General features: G+C 34.6%; 19 protein-coding genes. All 19 read left to right on the top strand.

The annotated features are described in order from the left end of the window. Nucleotides 1–13: 13 nt before the first annotated feature. The 19 genes from pglZ (at nt 14) to BM097_RS01435 (ending at nt 20722) form a co-directional block, all read left to right on the top strand. Nucleotides 14–2530, top strand: coding sequence for a BREX-1 system phosphatase PglZ type A (pglZ, locus tag BM097_RS01515; protein WP_090545201.1), 2517 nt, complete (start codon nt 14–16; stop codon nt 2528–2530). A 29-nt stretch (nt 2531–2559) separates the two neighbouring features. Beyond that, on the top strand, nt 2560–7161 hold the full coding sequence (locus BM097_RS01510) for an AAA family ATPase (protein WP_090545199.1): 4602 nt from the start codon (nt 2560–2562) through the stop codon (nt 7159–7161). 15 nt (nt 7162–7176) lie between these two features. Next, entirely contained in the window at nt 7177–8487 is a 1311-nt protein-coding gene (locus tag BM097_RS01505; RefSeq protein ID WP_090167788.1) for an ATP-binding protein, read from the top strand. Nucleotides 8488–8636: 149 nt separating this feature from the next. After that, a complete protein-coding gene (gene brxL / locus BM097_RS01500; RefSeq protein WP_090545360.1) occupies nt 8637–10694 on the top strand; it encodes a protease Lon-related BREX system protein BrxL in 2058 nt (685 codons plus the stop codon). Nucleotide 10695: 1 nt separating this feature from the next. Further along, nucleotides 10696–11031, top strand: a complete 336-nt coding sequence (locus tag BM097_RS01495) for a hypothetical protein (protein ID WP_090545197.1) — start codon at nt 10696–10698, stop codon at nt 11029–11031. Then, nucleotides 11031–12296 (top strand): phospholipase D family protein, encoded by a 1266-nt coding sequence (locus BM097_RS01490; RefSeq protein ID WP_090545195.1) that lies wholly within the window; start codon nt 11031–11033, stop codon nt 12294–12296. The genes BM097_RS01495 and BM097_RS01490 overlap by 1 nt, the downstream gene beginning before the upstream one ends. A gap of 135 nt (nt 12297–12431) precedes the next feature. Continuing rightward, entirely contained in the window at nt 12432–15107 is a 2676-nt protein-coding gene (locus BM097_RS01485; protein WP_177197332.1) for an AAA domain-containing protein, read from the top strand. 12 nt (nt 15108–15119) lie between these two features. Beyond that, entirely contained in the window at nt 15120–16550 is a 1431-nt protein-coding gene (locus BM097_RS01480) for a hypothetical protein (protein WP_090545191.1), read from the top strand. A gap of 258 nt (nt 16551–16808) precedes the next feature. Then, the gene (locus BM097_RS01475; RefSeq protein WP_090167778.1) at nt 16809–17153 is read left to right on the top strand and encodes a hypothetical protein; all 345 of its coding nucleotides are present in this window, start codon (nt 16809–16811) and stop codon (nt 17151–17153) included. Nucleotides 17154–17164: 11 nt separating this feature from the next. Further along, nucleotides 17165–17452, top strand: a complete 288-nt coding sequence (locus tag BM097_RS01470; RefSeq protein ID WP_090167774.1) for a hypothetical protein — start codon at nt 17165–17167, stop codon at nt 17450–17452. A 22-nt stretch (nt 17453–17474) separates the two neighbouring features. Next, a complete protein-coding gene (locus BM097_RS01465) occupies nt 17475–17660 on the top strand; it encodes a hypothetical protein (protein ID WP_090167772.1) in 186 nt (61 codons plus the stop codon). A 29-nt stretch (nt 17661–17689) separates the two neighbouring features. Then, the gene (locus BM097_RS16235; protein ID WP_090545190.1) at nt 17690–17905 is read left to right on the top strand and encodes a hypothetical protein; all 216 of its coding nucleotides are present in this window, start codon (nt 17690–17692) and stop codon (nt 17903–17905) included. A gap of 112 nt (nt 17906–18017) precedes the next feature. After that, entirely contained in the window at nt 18018–18287 is a 270-nt protein-coding gene (locus tag BM097_RS01455; RefSeq protein ID WP_090545188.1) for a hypothetical protein, read from the top strand. 23 nt (nt 18288–18310) lie between these two features. Beyond that, entirely contained in the window at nt 18311–18433 is a 123-nt protein-coding gene (locus BM097_RS16785) for a hypothetical protein (protein ID WP_255406604.1), read from the top strand. Between the two features lie 224 nt (nt 18434–18657). Next, a complete protein-coding gene (locus tag BM097_RS16780; RefSeq protein ID WP_255406603.1) occupies nt 18658–18786 on the top strand; it encodes a hypothetical protein in 129 nt (42 codons plus the stop codon). Nucleotides 18787–18799: 13 nt separating this feature from the next. After that, on the top strand, nt 18800–19069 hold the full coding sequence (locus tag BM097_RS01450) for a hypothetical protein (protein WP_090545186.1): 270 nt from the start codon (nt 18800–18802) through the stop codon (nt 19067–19069). A 104-nt stretch (nt 19070–19173) separates the two neighbouring features. Further along, a complete protein-coding gene (locus BM097_RS01445; RefSeq protein WP_143084942.1) occupies nt 19174–20079 on the top strand; it encodes a hypothetical protein in 906 nt (301 codons plus the stop codon). A gap of 21 nt (nt 20080–20100) precedes the next feature. Then, nucleotides 20101–20280: a hypothetical protein gene (locus BM097_RS01440; protein ID WP_090545182.1), complete on the top strand. Its 180-nt coding sequence runs from the start codon at nt 20101–20103 to the stop codon at nt 20278–20280. A gap of 103 nt (nt 20281–20383) precedes the next feature. Further along, complete coding sequence (locus BM097_RS01435; protein WP_177197331.1) at nt 20384–20722, top strand: helix-turn-helix domain-containing protein; 339 nt, start codon at nt 20384–20386, stop codon at nt 20720–20722. Nucleotides 20723–20737 lie beyond the last annotated feature (15 nt).

Here is a 20737-nt window from a genome sequence, read left to right as displayed (position 1 = left end):
GGATGGAATAATAATGGCAGAATTAAATCTAAAACAGATAATTGATAGGCTTAACACAGAGTTTACAGGAGAGACCCGTAAGCTTGTGTTTTGGTACGATGACAAGGCGGAATTTGAAGAGGATATGGATTCCGTTGAATTGGAGAATGCCAAAGTCTATAGGCTTGAGAAGGATAATCAGTTTTATACGAAGTATTTTCTTGAGAGAGAAGATACCACAACAAATTATCTGATTTATGCTCCATTTCCAAAGCCGGAAGTAAAGGATAATCACCTTGAAGACACAATGCTTTATTCTAAAAGATTCTTTGCAGATAGAGCATCGCTTTTATCTGTGGATCTGGGAATTGAAGAAAAGTATAAGCATGTAATTGAAAAACATATTAAGTTTTTTGCCAACAAGGACAGAACACAGCGGTTCTATGATCTTGAGATTGAGAATTTTAATGAAGAGAATATCCTTGTGGGGCTTTTAAGTGCAGTTTGCAAAACAAGAACCTGCTCTTTTGAGGAAGTAGTACGAATTGTTATCACAGAGGGAGATGTTGAAGATAATAAGTACCTTGAGGAAATGGATAAATATGAGCTTCTTGGAGCTTTCTGGAAACTTTGTGAGCAGCAATTCGGCTATGTAGACGCAGATCCATCTTTGGAAAGGCTAATAGTTACTCTATTTGTAACATACGCTGCAAGATATCTGCAGGGCGAAGTTCCAGCATCTTGGCGAAGTTTTGTATCTATGAAGCAGGGAAATGTAATAGCATTTCTTGATAACCTGATGAATAGTGTGCTTTACAAAGAAGATTATGATAGATTATCTGCTCATGTAGCAAAAGGACTTAAAGTAGAAGACAATTTAGCAAAATACAACCCAGAAGATATTGTTCACTTGGATGCTTTTGCATATGTTGATAAACTTATTCTTAAGTGGATTACTGAACGCTTAATATCAGAGGATGTCGGAGCAAAGCTTGATGAAATGGATTTACTTCAAATATGCGATAAGCGTTCAAAGATGCATTTTGGAGAGGCTTATGAGAATGCCTATGAAATGCTTGAGAATGCATTAACCATTGTAAATGCTGCAAATTATGGCGGTAGTGATGATATGAAGAGTATAGTGAAAAAGTATGAATCTGAAGATTGTCTGATTGATATGGCGTATAGAAAATTCTACTTTTACTATGATCAGATTGAAGACACAACTGGTTACGAGGAGTTGCAGACTCTTGTAGAAAATATTTATACCAACGAGTATCTTAATGACTTGATTCCAAGATGGAATACTGCATTCTGCGGAGAGGATGGTCTTGTAGTTCTTCCATTACAGCGCAATTTCTACAATGGATTTGTAAATCAGTCAAAGGAAAGAACTGTTGTTATTATTTCAGATGCGATGCGATATGAGGTTGGTAGAGAATTATTTAATCAAATGAAGGATGATCCACGCTGTACGGCTAAGCTTTCGCCTATGATGAGTTCATTGCCTTCATATACAAGACTTGGCATGGCTGCACTTTTACCGCATAAGACTCTTGAAATGAGAGATGATTATGAAGTTTATGCTGATGATGTGCTATGTAACGATTTAGCCGGCAGACAGACAGTGCTTCAGGGGCATTGCAAGGATAGCATCTGTGTACAGTTTGATGATATCAAAAATCTTAAGAAAACAGATTTAAGAAATATCTTTACCGGTAAACAAGTTGTTTATGTATACCATAATCAAATTGATGCCAGAGGTGATAAGGCAAATACAGAGGATGAGGTATTTGTTGCATGTGAAGAGGCAATTAAAGAGATCTCAGACTTGATAAGAAAGATTTCTACAAATGCAAATACATACAGATTCATAGTCACATCAGATCATGGCTTCGTTTATAAGAGAGAGAAGATTTCTGAGAGTGATAAGATTGGCGGTGTGAACGGAAAAGATGCTTGGATTAACCGTAGGTATATCGTATCTAAAAGTGCTATTACAGAAGATGGTGTAGCAAATATAGGCTTAGGATATGTGCTCGGATATGAGGATGACAAGGTTGTTTCATTCCCAACAAGCAGCAATGTATTCAAGGTTTCTGGCGGAGGTCAGAACTTTGTTCATGGTGGTTCATCACCACAGGAAATGATTATTCCGGTACTTGATATCAAGATGGAGCGTGGCCATATGGAGACAAAGCCTGCATCAATCAGCCTTGTAAGTATGGTGCAGAAGATAACAAATTTGATTACTGGCATGGACTTTATTCAGTCAGAGCCAGTTAGTGATAGTGTTAAAGAAACAACCTATAGATTGGTGTTCGTTTCTGAAGATGATGAGCGTATTTCTAACGAGAATATCTACGTTGCAGATAGCAGAGAACCTGATTCTGCAAAGCGTATATTTAGATTGAGATTTAATTTTAAAAATCAAAAATATGACAAAAATAAGCAGTATTATTTAGTAGTGATAGATGATAATACGGGATTAGAATTATTTAGACATCCAGTTATTATGGATTTAACATTCGCAGATGATTTTGGGTGGTAATAAATAAAGTTTTAATGAGGAATAAGGGTATGGAGTATAACATTATTAAAGCAGGGACACCTAACATCAATGAGCAATTTGAAAAGCTATTGAAAATTACATTCAATGACTACGATAAATTGCTAGAAAAATTTACAAAGCAGGAGTTTGATGAGTTAATTCGATATGATATTTTAAGGATTGCTGCCACCTATTATGGGCAGATGGACAATGCTTATCAAAAGAAGATCGTTGGAGCATATGAGAAGTATTTTGAGCTAGAAAAATTAACAGGATTTTTTGACAAGGAATATGATGAATCTTTGGATGAGGAATTGTATATTCCACAATCAATTGCTCTAATAGAGAAGCTGCGTGATTCTAAATACATAAAACTTGTATATGAAGCTATTTTCTTTACAAGTACTAAGCTCATTAAATCAATATGTGAATCTACTGACGTATATGGTAATGCTCTGCTAATGATTAATGCTACATATTTCACGGCGCTTGCATATACTGTTCACGCAAATTTTGAATACAGAGAAGATTTTAAGGTTCTCTACGATTGTGAAAATTTCGATAAATTTTTAGATGGATTAAAAGCTTCATCTGCTAGTCCAGAGTCTTTAAACTTTAATATAGAAGAGCAGCGCGAATTTGTAAAAAAATATAAGTTCAATATAGCACCTACAAGTTTTAACCGTTCATTTTCTATAAACAAAATTAAGGAAGTCAATAATCTACCATATAATGATGATTATTTAGATCTTATTGAAATTGATGAATTTGAAGATGATGATCTTGAAGAACTTGTAGAGTTAGAAGACGACGATCTTGATGAAATCATCGAAGATGATGGAGAAGAAGATAATGATTTCGATGAAGATGATGTAATTTTAGGTGATGATTTCGATGAAGATGAGGATAATTTAGAAGAAAATTTTGATTCAGAAGACAGCTCACTAAGTGGTGAAAAGGAACAAAAGTCTCATGAGAAAGATGAATTCATAAATCTAAGAATAAATAATGTACCAGAATTTATTCTCAGAAAGAGCCATTTAACTATTATAAAGCAACGAAAAGTTAATGGATTTACATGTTACTTTACAATGAAAAAAGATGAGACTGATATATATGTTTTAATATTTCAGGCAGATGATGTATTAAGTAGCATTACAGATGATTCAGAAGAATGGACAAATTTGAATCATTCTATTTACCAGGTGGCTTACTCTTTAAGACGTGAATATTCTAGCATCTATATGATTTATATCATTGATGAAGATGCGTTTAATATTCCTATACAGGCAATAGAAGCCAATCGCGTAAATGGTAGAAAATACGTATTCAGGCCTGAATCTGCTATAACATTTATAAATGGTGTACAGCAAACTGTTGGCATTCAGGATAATGAGAATATTGATCCAGTAAGAACATGGGGAAAGATACTTGAAGCTGTTCATTTGACAGGTTGTTTAACTGAGACATATCTAAAAAGAAATGTAGAAAACTATTTATCAGGAGATAGATTTGATTCGCATTACCTGATTGATGAAGACTACAAAAAAATGTCAGTATCTAAAGTTCCATTGATTAAGTGGGTTAAGTCGTTAAGCTCCTCAGATTTTAGGGAGTTTTGTTTTGATGGAATGAAGATGGACTTTGGCCAAATTAATCTGTTTTATGGCGCTAATGGTTCTGGTAAAACTTCTGTGCTTGAAGCTATTGAATTTGCCCTGACAGGTGAAATACGTCGAATAAAAGATTTTAACAAGAAAATGGATGTGTTGCGCCATGTTCCTACTGTCTATGTATACAATAGGGAAGCTGGTGTAGAACGTTTCACACCAAGGGATTCAGCTAAGAATTCAAAAGAAATTGAAAGAGTATGGTATGGTGTTCCATCAGGACGTAATAAGACAACATTGAATCAGAATTTTGGAAGATTCAATGCGTTTGATTCAGAGGCGGCTTATAAGTTTATTCATGAATCTGATAACACTGATTCTAGTTTTGCCGTTATGTTTGGCAACTTGTTATTTGGTGACGATGTTGTTGATTATGAAAAGAAATGGACAAGATACAAAAAAGCTTTTGAAGAATCCTTTGATGATATTAGAGAAAATCTTGACAATGCTAGAACCATGAAAAGAATCTATGAGGATTCGTTAAAGCATGCAGATAGAACTAATCACTCAGGTGAGATCGAGCAAATTTTACCAAAGACATTTTATAAAAAATTAGAAGAAATACCGAAGAAGGGTATTGAACGATATAAGAAGATACAGAGCGATTTTGAATTAACGGGCAAATACTGTCGCGTTCTTAACCGATATGAGCAAAATGAAGATAAGCTCGGTAATATTCTGAAACATGTTGAGCAAGTGAAGTTGGATAATGCTGATATTGAAAGTAAGAAAGCTAAATCTAATGAGGCTATCCAGCTATTTATGTCAAAAATACAAGGCGTAAAGACTCATTCTTTTGAAAACGATAAGGCCATTTCTGCAATTGAGAATGGTGCTACTTTGTTAAAAAATAAAAGTGAAGAATGGGAAGATGTAAAAAGAATATTATCTGATCAAAAAAGTATTGCAATGCTTTCTGAATTGTTAGAAGAGCAAGAGCATATAAATAATTTACTTAAGCTTCTTAATACCATAGAACGATATCCAAAAGTTGTTAATTTCCTGAAAATGCCTTCGTTTGATAATCTGTCAGAAGAAGACTATGAAAAATATTCTGAAGAACTGGATTCTTTAACTAGTAAAAAGAAGGATTTAGAGCTGGAATACACTCTTAAAAAAGCTAGATTCTCTTCTGAAGAACAGAATTATATTGAATTGCGCAAAATAGGGCAGCAGTTGATTCATGATGAGAAATGTCCATTGTGTGGTACAAAGCAAAAATCTAAGGATGCACTATTAGAATTAATCCAGAATGCAACGGCTCAGACTTCAGAAAAAGATGGCATGGACGCGCTTATTGAAGAAATTCAAACATTAGAGCATAAAATAGCGGATATTTCTCATAAGCTTTCTCAGGATGATTTGGTTGCTGAAGCAAAAAGTACAATCTATAAAATTGCTGATGATTTAATCCTTATAAAAGACTATTTTACAGATGATGATTACTCAAGTTTAGCTAAGTTGTTAGACGAAAAAAAGGATTTAGTTAAGAAAGAAATAGAGATAAAAGCTCAGATACAGGTTTTGAATAGTCAGGGATTTTCTGAGAAAAATATCTCGTATTGCAAAGATTTTGAAGAAAATGATTCTGTCTATAAATCGTTCAAGGAATCTAATGAAAAGTCATTTGAAGCTTACATTACTAAGTTAATGGCTGACAATGAATCTCAGAGAAGGAAATTAGAGGATACTAAGGATAAGCTTTCGCAAGAGATTATAGACTTAGAGCATAATATTGAGATTGAAAAGAATAATATCTCACAATATGACTTACAACTTGAAACTTCTAATTTAGATAAACTTAATGATATCTTGCAGTCTATTGAAATGGTAAAAGAAGCCTTTGACCTAAACAATGAGATATCTCTTAAGGAATGGCTGCTAGTGTACAATTCTGCTTCCGATAAAATTGATTTAGAGGTTGAAAGATTAGAACGTGCTAGCATGGTTGAATTTGAAGAACAGCAATTACGTGATTATACTGCGGCTGTTAATCGATTGACACCGCAGTTAGAACGTTGTTCTAAAGCAGTTGCTGCATTTGAAAAAATGCCTTCATTATCATCATTTGTTGAGGGAAAGATTAAAGATAATATAAGTAATATAAGTACTTTCTTTACTCAAATGCACCATTCAGACGATTTTAGGGAGCTCGGAGTGGATGAAGAAGGTATATATGCTATTCGTGGTATTAATGACTCCATGGCAAGAACATATGAAATGAGTACAGGTCAAAGAGCTACTATAGCATTTGCTACAATGCTTTCATTGTACATAGCCGCAGATACTGCTCCTAGATTTCTTTTGTTAGATGAACCTCTTGCAACCATGGATAAAGATCAGGTAAGGCATGTACTTAAGATGTTAGCTGATTTTGCTAAAGGTGGTACTCAGATATTCTTTACAACTGCAAACGGCGAGATGATTGCTGAATTTAAAAATGCATTCAGTAAAACTGATTTTGACTATAAAGAGTATGAATTCCAAAAGAGAAGCAACACATCGGTCCGAATTATAGAGCATTCAATTAATGATGTGCCTACTATAGAAGATTTATCTAGAGATGATATCATCTTAGATTTCTCTCAGATGGAAGAAATTAGAAATATTCTTACTAGAAATCAGAAAAAGCTTTTATCTACAGAAGAACTTGAAGAAATGCATTCATTAGCACAAGATAATAATAATCTAAACGATGCTCCAACCGCAGATAATATTTCATCCTTTAAACAAATGTTAATCGGGGATGAGTTAAATGTATTAAATGCTGTTTTAGAAGCAACAACTGTATCATCTGATAAGTTGGAAGCTTTGGCATCTGCATATAATATTCAGGAGATAGTTGATGGCATAAATAGTAAAGCTGTAGATTTTTACGGTGAGACTATTATTGATGATAACAACGATACTCCGGTTATTTATGAGGATTATTTGCAAGATATTAAGAGTTTATTAAAGTAAGGATGGAAGTCTGCTATGGAAAATTCCAGAGGACCTATTAGGACGTACAAAAATATAATGAAATCTTTGGGACAGGGAACTGTTCCTACAGAGGGGCTTGGCTATATAGCTGTTGGAAGAGAAAAGGAATTAGAAACCCTTCTAAGAGATATGGAAGACTTGGCTGATGGAGGAACTTCTTTTAGATTTATAGTTGGTGGTTATGGAAGCGGTAAGACTTTTCTTCTACAAACGATTAAAGAGAACGCTGTAAAGAAGAAAAATATGGTTGTCGCAAATGTAGATTTGTCACCAGAGAGAGGTTTGCTAGGAAATAATACGAGAAAAAAGGGTTTGGCAACCTACAAAACTTTGATGGAAAATGTTTCAAATAAAACTAATCAAAGTGGTCACGCCCTCAGAAAGATTTTAGATGAGTGGGTTTCAAAAACTATAAGTCGAGCAGTTGTAGATTATTCTGAACAACGAATAACTGAACTAAACCCTGAGGAATATTCTTATCAATTCATGCTAAAGGAATGTGATTTATTCCAGGACATGAAAGAAGGATTTGCTTTCTTTGCAGCATTAAAGCTTTATTGGCAGGGAGTACGTGAAAATGATTTTGACAAGAAAGAATGTGCATTAAGATGGTTTTATGGTCAGTATGCAAATAAACAAGAAGTTAAGAAAATGACTGGAATTAGCTCTATGGTCGATGATGAAAATTGGTTTGATATCATCAAATTATGGGCAAAGTTGTTTACGCTTGCTGGGTATAGTGGCTTTTTAGTTCTTATAGATGAGTTGGCCTATGTTTATAATACTTCATCCAAAACAGTTCGTCAGAAAAATTACGAAAAAATCCTGTCGATGTACAATGACTTATTGCAAGGCGGAGCCACAAATCTAGGAATAATAATGTCTGGAATTCCAGATAGTATCTATGATAAAGATAAAGGATTATATAGCTACGAGGCATTACGCTCTCGATTAAGTACAGGGTCATATATTGGTGGCGATGTAGTTAACATGATGACTCCTATTGTAAAGGTTATACCTTTGACAAAAGAAGAAACTTTTATTTTGATGGAGCACTTAGTTTATATTCATTCACAGATATATAATTATACTTCAGATATTTCTGATGATGAGTTGCTTGATTTTATAAAGTATGCTTATATGAAAAGGGAAACTATAGCAATAACCCCAAGAACAATGATACGAGATTTTGTAAATATTCTTGATTCTCATTTGCAAAATAAAAATGAAGATTGGCATAGTCTTATTACTAACTATCAATTTGTGGCAGATGATCAAATTGAGTTTGAAGAGGTATTTGATTAGTTTTTTAGGCGATGCTAGGAGGCTTGAAGATGTTTGATTTTATGAAAAAGAATGGCACACAAGAGGATGACCTTTTTCCAGTGGATGATTTTGTTGGAACCATTGAAACTGAATCTGAAACAGCAGTAGAACCTGAGGCTGCAGCAGAAATGGAAGAGGCTGATGATAAGGTCGATAATGACATTCTTAATGCGAAACTTAGAAGATGTTTTGATGGAAAGATAGTGCGTAAAGATTTAACAAAACACATTAAGGAAGGTGCAAATGTACCAGTTTACGTATTAGAGTACCTTTTAGGTCAGTATTGCAATTCAGAAGATGAGAATATAATTAGTGAGGGAGTGGAAAATGTTAAAAGAATACTTGCTAATAATTATGTGAGACCAGACGAGGCACAAAAAGTATTATCAGCACTTAGAGAACGAGGTGCATATACTGTTATTGACAAAATCTCAGTTCATTTGAATATTAAAAAGGATAGATATGAAGCAGAGTTTTCAAATCTTGGAATAAAAGGAATTCCTATTGAAAATGAGTATCCTAAACTTTATGACCGTTTGTTATGTGGCGGTATTTGGTGTATTGTTCAGCTTGATTATGATTATGTGGAAGAAGATAGAGAGTACGGTCCAATTCAAATAAGAAAACTCACACCTGTTCAGATGCCACATATAGATATGGATGAGCTTAAAGAAGCCCGCAAGTCCTTTACGAAAGCTGAATGGATTACTGTGCTTCTTAGATCCACAGGTATGGAAGCAAACAAATTGCCAGATAGAGCTAAGTGGTTGCTTTTAGCTCGTATGTTACCTTTGGTTGAAAATAATCTTAATATGTGTGAGCTAGGACCGCGTTCTACAGGTAAGTCACATTTATATAAAGAAATTTCACCAAACTCTATACTTGTTTCAGGTGGACAAACAACAGTCGCAAACCTTTTCTACAATATGGGAACAAAAACTGTTGGTCTTGTAGGAATGTGGGATTGTGTTGCATTTGATGAGGTGGCCGGAATTACATTTAAGGATAAAGATGGAGTCCAGATAATGAAAGATTACATGGCGTCTGGTTCTTTTGCACGAGGTAAAGAAGAAAAGGCAGCTTCTGCGTCTATGGTTTTTGTTGGTAATATTAACCATGATGTATCTGTGCTTCTTAAGACATCTCATTTATTTGAGCCATTTCCTGATGCAATGGCCTATGATACAGCGTTTCTAGATCGTATGCATGGTTACATTCCAGGTTGGGAAATTCCAAAATATAGACCAGAGCACTTTACAGATGACTATGGTTTTATTACTGACTACCTTTCAGAATTCATGAGGGAGATGAGAAAGGAATCTTACGGTGATTCATTAGATAAGTATTTCCATCTTGGCTCAAATTTAAATCAGCGTGATACTATAGCTGTTAGGCGATTGGTAGATGCATTTGTTAAGCTTTTATATCCTAATGGTGATTATACTAAGGATGATATTGCAGAAATATTAGATATATCTCTTGAGTTACGTCGTAGAGTAAAAGAGCAATTGAAGAAAATTGGTGGAATGGAATTCTACGATGTTAATTTTTCATATATTGATAATGATACATTCGATGAACATTTTGTAGGTGTAAAGGAATCAGGTGGTGGAAAAATTATCCCTGACGGAATCGTTAATGCTGGTCATATTTATACGATAGCTCGTGGTAAAAATGGTATTATCGGTGTCTTCAGACTTGAGAGTCAAATGTTACCTGGAAATGGAAAATTTGAGAAGAAAGGTTTTAGCCTTGATAAGGATAGTAAGAGTTCTGCAGATACAGGTTTTTCTTATTTAAAACTCAATGGTAATAAAATTAGTCATTCAATCAGTACTACCACGAAAGATTATATAATTGATTACCAGGATATTCAGGGATTAGGCATGACAAAAAATATTGCACTGCCAACATTAATTGCTATATCTTCTATAGCCCTTAACAAGCCTACAGTAGCTGGCTTGGTTGTTATTGGCGAAACAACAATCTCTGGAACTATTAATAAAGTCGAAGATTTGGCAGCAATATTACAGGTATGTGTGGATTCAGGAGCGAAGAAGGTGCTTATACCTATTAGTTCCGCCGCAGATTTTGGTGCTGTACCAGCTGATTTATTATCTGCTGTTCAGCCAGTATTTTATAGTACACCGGAAGAAGCAGTATTTAGAGCGTTAGGGGTAGACTAACATGAATAATAATTATCCTGTTATAACATTATGTGGAAGTACCAGGTTTAAAAATGAATTTATGGAAGTTCAAAAGAGGCTTACATTAGAGGGCAACATTGTTATCAGTGTTGGCCTCTTTGGTCATTCTGGGGATCAAGAAGTCTGGGAAAATATGGATGAGGGAACCCTAACTAAGACCAAGGAAATGCTTGATGATATGCATAAGCGTAAGATAGACATGGCTGATTCTATTTATGTTATTAATGTTGGTGGATATATAGGAGAAAGCACCAGATCCGAAATCGAGTATGCAAAAGTTCACGGCAAAAAAGTAATGTATTTGGAGGAAATGTAATGATTGAAGTCGTGACGGATGAACATTCCGAAACTATAACGTCTTTGTTTAAAGAAGCAAAGAAAGAAATAAAGATAATAAGCCCTTTTTTATCAAATAAGACAGCTGACTTTTTATGTGAGGCTGCTAACAAAGGGATAGCATGTTCTTTTATCACAAGATTTTATCTTCAAGATTTTTTAGACGGATCTAATACACTTGATGGTTTGCAAAGTATGTTAGATTCTGGGGTAAAATTATATGCTGTTATTGGTTTACATACAAAGCTATATTTATTTGATGAAGATGACGCAATTGTAGGAAGTGCTAATTTTACCGAAAGTGGCTTGTCCAGAAATATTGAACTATCAATACATTTTAACGAAGAAGCAGCTATTGAAGACTTGCAGGAATATTTTGATGATATTTCTACTAGAGTAAATGTTGCTGAAGATGGATGTATTACACAGGAAATGCTTGATGACTTTAAGTTAAGATACCAAAATCAGAAAGAATCAAAATCAAAACTGGATGGTGGAAAACATATCGTTGCTCTTGTTAAGGGGGCAGCCCTTGATAAAAGAGCAAAACAAATAAAAGAAGATATCAACGAGGCATTTAGGGAAATTGATAATAATACATCAGAACGACTTACAGATCCCGTTTATTCTGCACTGGGTGGAGAAACTTCTATAGTATCGCATAAAAGTCTAAGAAATATAATTTTAAAATTCTCAGCATCAGCAAAAAAAAGAGCGAATGGTGATGAACCTATGTATATGCACGCTTTTGTCGATAATGGAAAATCTGTATATATTTCAAATTTTTCCGTAGCAAGATTAAAGAGTGCTAAAACTATAGAAGAAGGTGACGAAACTTTCTTCTGCGTTCACTCTTATGACAAGACAGGCAGAGAATGTCCTGTAATTGTAGGTAAAGGGTATTTTAGAGCGTTTAGTTCAAATAATGATGCACGAAAAAAAGCATGGATTAAGCAATATGATTGGCTTGAGGAATATCCAATTTATTGTGTTATTTCAGAAGCAAAAGTTATAGATGCTCCGGTTAATTGTGGTATTCCTCTTCGTGAAGTGATAGATAATCTAGGATATAAGACATACATGCACACTAGAGATAATCCGGATAAGTATCCAAAAGAAAGAGTAGCAAAAGCTCATGGGCAGCAAGCTATGCTTGCTTTGTCTCCGGAAGCAAAGGAGTACATTGATGAACGTTTAGAAACACTAGGATTGCAATATGGATGGAAAATATATAAATCTGAATAAGTAAAGAATATAGGTACACGAATGGAGGATACTGTTGAGTGTCCTCTTTTTTGTTATTAAAAGATTAGTCACATTAATTTGTTAATATAAATGTATCCGTTACTGAAGGTTACATTAAAACGGGGTAATTGTTGTATGGATACTAATTCTGAAGTTGGATTAATAATTGATAAGTTTAAACGTGAAGTATTACGTGAAAAATACTATCTTCAGGAAGAAGGTGGCCGTAGGTATAAGCTTGTCAATGGAAGGCTTATAGGTCAGAAGAACGACTATAGTACATATAGTTTTGAGATGGAGGCTGAATTAAATCTTCCAGATGATGCACCTATTACATTGACTGTGGGAAAGGAAGTTGTAAAAGGCGTTGTTTTCTTATGTGAAGGATTCCAGATTATAGTTAGTATCACAAAGAATTTTGGAAATGCAATTGGGCAGGCATTCGTTGGTGTTGAGCCTTGGGCATTACTTGAAGGCATAGTAGATCAGCTAGAGACTATAACTACAGCAGATAAATTGGTTATCAAGCTGTTGCAAGAAGGACCAGAGTTGGCAACAAAGAAACCTATATCTATGGTTCCCAAGGGACAAGATGCTGCTGTAGAGATGGCAATTGATAACGATATAACTGTTATTTGGGGCCCTCCTGGCACAGGTAAAACCTATACTATGGCACAAATTGCAATTCATTCATTGTTGAACAGGGAAAGAGTTTTAGTTGTTTCGCATAGTAACATTTCAGTGGATGGTATTGTAAAACAAACAGCTTCACTCATTAGGGATTTGCAAGGTGATAAGCTCTTAAAAATGGGTGCTATTCTTAGATATGGTTATGTAAGGGATGAAGAGCTAGCAAAAGATAATGATGTTGTGGCCTACAATTATGCGGTAGAAAATAATCAGACTTTAAAAAATGAATATGAAAAACTAAGGAAAAAACGAGATCATCAGGTTTTATCAGGAAAATATAATACTGCTGAAGGGGTTAAAGTTGAGCAAGAACTAAAGGATATTAGGAAAAAGATTCGAGAAGAAGAAAAGCTTTATGTTAAGAATGCTCTCATGGTAGCGACTACTATTTCAAAAGTCACTATGGATAAGCTATTCGAAGATAACAAGTATTCTGTTGTTATGTTTGATGAGGTGAGTATGGCTTATATGCCTCAGATTCTCATAGCAGCAAAACATGCTTATTCAAGACTAGTCCTCGTTGGAGACTTCAGGCAGTTGGCTCCTATAGTTCAATCTAATGTTAAGGAGACGTTAGGAAAAGATGTATTTTCATATCTTGGGATTGAGGATGACAGGTCTATGCATGCGCATCCTTGGCTTGTCATGTTGAATGAGCAGCGACGTATGTATCCAGATATTTCTGCATTTGCCAATGAATATGTATATAACGATTTATTAGCAGACCATGAATCAGTTGTTGAGAAAAGAATTGAGATTGTAGAGAAACCGCCATTTAAGGATGAGCCAATTAATTTGATTGACTTGGCTGGCACGTATTGCGCTTGCATGAAAAATAATGACAACTCTAGATTCAATATTGTTAGCGCAATTATTTCTTTCTTATTGGCATTGGAAGCAGAGAGGCATAACACGAAGTCGGTTGGTATTATTACTCCATATGCGGCGCAGACGAGATTAGTACGAGCAATGATTCAAGATTATAGAGAATCACAAGAAACTGATATTTCATGCGCAACAGTACATCAATTCCAAGGCTCAGAGCGTGATGTAATTATTTTCGACGCTGTTGAGAGTTATCCATCAACAAAGGTTGGATTCTTACTTGGCAAGAGTTTTAATGCTGTAACAAGGTTAATAAATGTAGCTGTTACTAGAGCCAGAGGAAAGCTTGTTGTTGTGGCAAACGCAAAATACTGGAACAAGCGCTTCGGAAAATCTGATCATGTTTTATATAAGCTTATAGAGTATTTGCAGAAGAAAGGTAATGTAGTTTCATCTAATGAGCGTAGACTTCAAGATTGCCTAAGTCGATTACCTGAGACTAAGCAGATTCAAAACTATATGGATGCTGTGTATGCCATGGATGATTTATGCACAGATATTGCAAAAGCAAGGAAACAAATCGTTATTTCTATTCCTGATGGTGAGCTTGATATAGAAACTGAGGCAAATATATTTGATGCGCTAATCGATGCAAAGATGAATGGGATTAAAATACTATGTAAATCGAAAGATATTGATTCTTTGCCAGATAATTGGAAGAAAATTAGTGTGCCTTCGGATAATGCTGTATTTCCATTGATTCTCATCGATGACAAAGTAATGTGGTATGGATTGCCTAAGTCTAAAGGTACTTTCAGAGATGGTACATCTGAATCTTATGTTGTGTGTCAAACTATTTATAGAATATCAGGAAGTCATACAATTGAATTAATCAAGGCGTTTTCTGATTTAGAATTGCAAGTCTATGATGGATCACGAACTGCTATTCAAAATGCAAAGAGCATTAAGAATACAACAAGTACAGATGGAGTTAATGTAGTATATGTTGAAGACGAAGCGGGTATGGCTGACTATGTACATAATAAGCTTAGATGTGCTAAATGCGGTTCACCTATGAATCTTACTAGAAGCCGTTCAGGTAAATGCTTTTTGAAATGTTCATCTAAGGGATGTGGCGAAACGGCTTTATTAGATAAAGATGTAGCTAATGCTTACTTGAATAAAAATAATGTTAAATGTAGCAAATGTAATTGCATGCTTCAGGCCGGAGTGAGTAAGTATGGTTTGTATGTAAAGTGTAGTAATGGGCATTTCTTCAAGCCAGATGAGGTTTAGTGGAGGTGTATTATGCTTGATTTTTGGGATAGAGCTTGGTTAGTACGTTCATCGTTGATTCATGAATATTATGAACAGAAGAGAAAAGAAGAATCTAGATGGGAAGAATATTGCAGTAAAACTGTACAAGAAATTCTTAGCGACTGCACTATAATGACCAAAAAGTTGGATGATTTATTAAAGCCACAAACGGGTATACATTTGCACCCAGATTTGAAAACGGGGATAATTTGTCTACCATTATATGGATTTTACTTGGTTATGGGCGATGGAAAAAAGCTTACCCAGGATCAAGATTATATAGTTCAAAGTATTTTTAGCAGTTTCAGAAGAGATATACCGTTTTCATATTCAGAATATATGGATGCGATTAATTCGGATAATAAAGCGCGCCAGGAGCTTTTAGATATTGTTGGTGTTTCTGAAGATAAGGCAGGGAAATTCTGGATTCAATTTTTTAAAACTGTGTATCGAACTGATGCTGATGAAAGTGTTTTAAGTGATTTTTTACATCCATTTGATGACTTAACAATGAAATTCTCTGCATTAAGTGGTCAACCGGAGTCTGCGTTAGTTCCTATCTTGCAGTTATTCTATTTAAGACTTCGTTTACAAATTGAGAATTGCAGATCGTTACCAGATGATAAAATAGATTTATATGGTGATAAAACATACAAAGAACATTACCAAATATACAAGCAAGAAATGATGGATGTTCTCAACTTAACAATGGATGAAGACGACGAAGATTTGAACCCAAGGGGGTTCTTTAAGCATTTTACAGCGGGGATAATATATCAGCTTATTTCCAGAAGCACATTTAATAAAGAAAAGAAAATAGAAATCACGCAAGAGACATTTGATGACCTTGAAATAATTTCATTTTATACGGCTAACTTGTATGAGTATCCTAATATTCCTGACGGACAGATGACTATGTTTGAGCTTAATGCACATTTATATACTGATCCTCGACAACCACTTGGCTGGGAAATGCTGTTAAGAGGAGCAAGCACTTTTGCAGAGAAGAAAGGTGATAAGGATAAGGTTGATAAGGTATCTCATGCGGTGGTTAACTTCTTGACTAGTTTAGAAAATCATTTAGTAGATAAATATAAATTTACCGGGCTTGGTTCAGTGGCGCAGATTTATACAGCATATGTATTAAGCCTCGTAGTTAATGAAAAAGTATCGATGCCATTCATAGATGAAAATAATAAGATACTATACACCGAGCCACCACTTTCAGCAGACGTTATGAAACAGCGAAATGGGGTTGGGCTCAATACAAGTATATATTCAAATGAAACAAATGCTAAACAAGCAGATTACGCGAACAAAGTTGATGTTAAAGATAGCTCTTCAAATACTAATAATTCATTTTGGTTATATTTCCTATCTGTAATTGCAATTATTGGTATAGTAATTCTTTTATTTACTTAATTGAGTATAAATGCTTTTAATAATAGTAGTTTTAAGGGGATAGTCAGTACGTTTCCGGAAAGACCAGTAAGAAATATGGATAAAATGGATTTTGACTTTGATGGTGAGAATGATTTTGACGGAGATGATTGGTAAAATCCAATAAGATCTAGTAAACTCAAGGCCTTGAGCTGTCCGATAAACCGCGCTAAGATTTGATAATCTATAATCACAAAGAAACATCCAATTGATTAAGGAGATTATTCTGGAGGTAGTAACATGAAAAAGACAATTATTAGCGTATTTGTAATCGCATTAGCTCTTACTTTTCTTGCACCTATACCAGCTCAGGCCAAGACAAAGAGTTCCACTAGTTATTCTACATCTAAGTCAAAGTCTACAAGCAAGAGTAAGTCATCTAAGAGTAGCCAGGCTAAAAGTAAGTCTAAAAGTAAATCATCGAGCAAATCTAAGAAGCATGATTCGTATAATAGCAGCCGCTACAAAGATGCAGATAGCTTTGCAGAGGATTATTACGAGGAGTTTTACGACTACGAAGATTACGAAGATGATGACGATGCTTATGATGGCGCAGTAGATTATTGGCACGATATGAATGATTAGTTAGGAGCGATATGAGATATAAAGTTACACAAACAGAAACAGTTGAATATGTGCTTGAAGCAAAAAATGAGGAAGAGGTATGGGAATTCATGAAATGCTGTACTACTAGAGAGCTAAGAGCACTGAAGCATGACATAAAAACTCAATACAGTGCAGCTATAGTTGAAAAAACTGTCATGCCTGCAGATTTTCATTATGATGATGAAATACCTGAGATTTTGGATGATGTACCAGAAGAACTTTTGAATCATTCTAATGAAGATGAATTGAAATTTTATTTTGAGATACCGTTTAATTGATTTTGGGTAGAGGAGCTTAATCATGGGACTATTTGATGTGGATGAACAAAAACTTCAGGCATTATATCATCGTGCATGGCTTGAGGCAAATCGAGGGTTCGTTGATCCAAGAAAGTATCTTTATTTAGACGATGCAATTCAGGTATATGTGATGCAACATGGCTGTTCATATGACCAAGCTCTACTAATAGCAAAAAGAGGACATTAATTAAAATGTATTGTTGAGGAGGTATCCCTATGTTTCCAGGAAGACCGGTAAGAAATGTAGATGAAATGGCTTTTGACTTCGATGGCGATGATTATCTTGATCCTGCAGAGGAAGCCGAAATGGCGCGTTATCTTGATGATGACGAGGAAGACGAAGATGATGACTTTGACGAAGAGCTCGAAGATGAGGATGAAGATGATTGGGATCTAGATGATGGGGATGATTTTGACAGCGATGATTGGTAAAAAAGCTGTAAAATTAAGGTGTTGAGCTGTCCGTTAAAAAGTTAATATCAATTGATAATATACAATCAAGGAACAGGTAAACCATTATTTTGATAGTCGAGGAGGTTCTATTATGTTTGATGATTCAGGATTTGGTGGAAGTTCAATGTTTGATTCTAATCACGATGGACATCTCAATGCATTTGAAAGAGACCATGCAGAATGTTTCTTGCATGACTGTGATACATATGACCAGGTAATGAAGAAAGAAGGCTCGACAGTTGGACATGAAAGAAGGTCTTCGGGAAGTTCGGATGTTGTTGCTCAACTAATTAAATGGTTTGTAATCATATTTGTGGTTTGCTTGCTAGATGCAATTATTTGCTCTATAGGCAGATACTAAATACATTGCAGGAGCTTATAAATATGAAAAGCTATTTTAAGATTAGATTATTTACAGTTAATATAAAATGCGGTTGGTGTGGAAAAGAGATTCCAGTAATTACTACAAGACCAACTAAATGCCCTTATTGTGGCATGACATTATAAAGCTTATTTCTAAAACAATTGTTGTTGATTGTTTTGTTTGTTTATAATACGCAGATGCCGGAATGAAATGATCCTTCCTCTGGGTAGTACGGTATCTGTCCACGGTTACTTCATAGGCTGTGGCTCAGTCCTGTAGGGGAATAGTTATACGAGGTCAGCAGGAGCACTTTCTAAAGTAAACAGTTTCTCTGTTATTATAGAGATGGAATATTGGAGGCCCCAGTATGTTTAGGAAAATAAAAGTTTGTAAGGTAAATGGTGTTGTTACCAGTTTATGTGTCTGGTGTGGTAATCAGATTCCATGGGTTAGTGGCAAGCCACCTAAATGTCCATTTTGTGGCAAACCAGTTTAAGGAGGTTATTTTCATGGATGTAAATAAGGCTTGGGCAAATATTATTAAGCATGAAGGAGAAATATTTCATACTGTTAGTAATCTAGAATTTACTTATCAAATGAATTTAAATTCAAATGGATTTATTACTAATCGTGGGAAAATTACATTAACACAGAAAAATTTCGAGAAAGCGTTTTCATTAATGCCTGTTAAAGGACCAGGTGAATTAGGGCAAAATGGTATTTATGGTAATCCATATGTGTATGCGCTTTTAACAGATAAACGTATTATGAATGATTAATAAAGGAAAAGATATGTTTGGAATAGATTGGAACCTAGATGATGATGTGGATATTATTGACGATCTTATTACGTTAGATTTACTCACCGATGATGAAGAGGATAATGAGGATGAAGGTAATTAGAGTATCAATTATAGTATTAATTGGTTGCTTGCTAATTGGTTGTGTGCAGATTAAAGATGATTCAATTAGTAATGAAGCAGTGAATACTCAAACAGCAGATAATATTGATATTGTTGAAGTAAAAGCTGATGTTAACGATAATTCCGCGGAAGCTATAAATTTAGATGATGTATACCGACAGTATAAAGATATTTTGGTTGAATTTATGAAATCTGGAGTTTTACATATGGATGATCGGGATATAGAAACTCCAGAAGCGGAAATGAATACTGTACTAAAATATTCAAGTTTTGCAGTGGAGGACATTGATAATGATGATATTGATGAACTAATTGTATATTATGATGATGCTTGTATGGCTGGCATGATAGCTGTCATTTATGATTTTATAGATGGTCAAGCTATGTATAAATTCATGGAATTCCCGAATCTTAGTATTTATGAGAATGGTACAATAGAGGCAGGATGGTCACATAATCAAGGATATGCGGGAGACTTTTGGCCATATAATTTATACTATTATAATCCTAATACCAATGAATATGATGCAGTTGGCTCTGTTGATGCATACGACAAGGGGTTATATGAATGCAATAAAGAAGTACTTGATGCTAGTGGGAGTCCTTTCCCTGCAGAATCGGATAAAGATGGAAATGGGTTTGTTTATTACATTTATGAGAATGGACTAGAAGATTATCAAAAGATTGAGCCGGTAGACGATGAAGCCTATCAGAAATGGTTGAATCAATATACAGATGGTACTAATAAGATATCGCTTGATTTTTATAGAATTACTAATGAAACTGTTGAGAGAATTGGTGATAAAGAATACTTCGAAAATTTAAAGAATTCAGAATCAGATTTTTATGTGGCACCATATTATTAAAATGAGCTGGGAGAATTAGGCATGAATAAAAAAGATCAAATGACAGTAGAAAACTTTGTAAGCACGGGTATGGAGCTGGAGACTCTTTATACTTGCTTTCCAGATTTTTCTAAGGATGAGATTGCAGCAATTTACAATAATTACAATGAAAATAAACTCAATAATAATGAGGGACAGACAATAAGCATTAATTGTTCTTAAGATGTTGAAACTAACCTCATTATATGAGGCGTTTTTCCTCATGAGAGTTACTCCTACTCCTAAAATAAAATTGATAAAATTTTATCAGGAGCGGGTAATGCTTATGAGAGAGAAAAAGACAATAATTCATGAAGTCGGATTACGGCTTGAGACTATACAAAATAATCTTGGTTACACACAAGAGCAAATGGCTGAAATGATGGATGTTTCTAAGGAACAATATAGGAAATATCTTAAAGGTATTTCTGAGATACCATCACATAAGTTAACGATATTATTAGAACAACAAGACTTTGATGTAAAGTATTTATTAACTGGTAAAAGTGCAGAGGAGGAGAAGACCTTCAGTGAGCATTTATCTACTATGTCAAAAGAAGGAAGGACACAATATATAAGAGACATCATTGATTACATGGAACAAAAAGTTATTAAATTATTTTAATATGAATGGTAATAC

This window comes from Pseudobutyrivibrio sp. OR37, assembly GCF_900113655.1.
Lineage (GTDB): Bacteria > Bacillota > Clostridia > Lachnospirales > Lachnospiraceae > Pseudobutyrivibrio.
This window is presented reverse-complemented; position numbering and strand designations above follow the sequence as displayed.